Annotated in this window: 1 protein-coding gene; it reads left to right on the plus strand. The window is 39.7% G+C overall.

Annotated elements, in window-relative coordinates:
* Window positions 1-45 precede the first annotated feature (45 nt).
* A complete protein-coding gene (gene tnpA, locus R7R78_RS28940; RefSeq protein ID WP_017633711.1) occupies window positions 46-480 on the plus strand; it encodes an IS200/IS605 family transposase in 435 nt (144 codons plus the stop codon).
* Window positions 481-541 lie beyond the last annotated feature (61 nt).

Below are 541 nucleotides of genomic sequence, written 5' to 3' on the forward strand. Positions count from 1 at the left end.
TAAATGCGTCTTTGATTTTTCCAGAAGTCAAAGAGGACAAATAACATGAGTAGATACAATCAAGCTTCCCACGTATTTTGGCGTTGTCAATACCATATAGTGTGGACGCCAAAGTATCGATTTAGGATCTTGAAGAACAATATAGGTAAAGAAGTTTATCGATGTATTTATGTTTACTGTAATCAACTTGGATGTGAAGTCGTAGAGCTAAACGTACAAGTTGACCACGTACATTTAGTTGTAAAGGTCCCACCAAAGCTTTCGATATCCAAGTTGATGGGGGTATTGAAAGGCAAAATAGCCTTAAAGCTATTTAGCAAGTTTCCTCACCTTAGGAAGAACAGGCTTTGGGGTAATCACTTTTGGCAAAGAGGCTATTTTGTCGATAGTGTTGGAATCAATGAAGAAATAATACGCCGATATGTAAGACATCAAGAGAAGCAAGAGCGAGTAGAGCAGCAGCAATTGGCGCTGGACTAAACAAAGGCCCCCTTTTAGGGGGCTCACACAAAGCCACCTTCTTTAGAAGGTGGTAATTTAC

Source organism: Vibrio sp. 2134-1 (assembly GCF_033339495.1).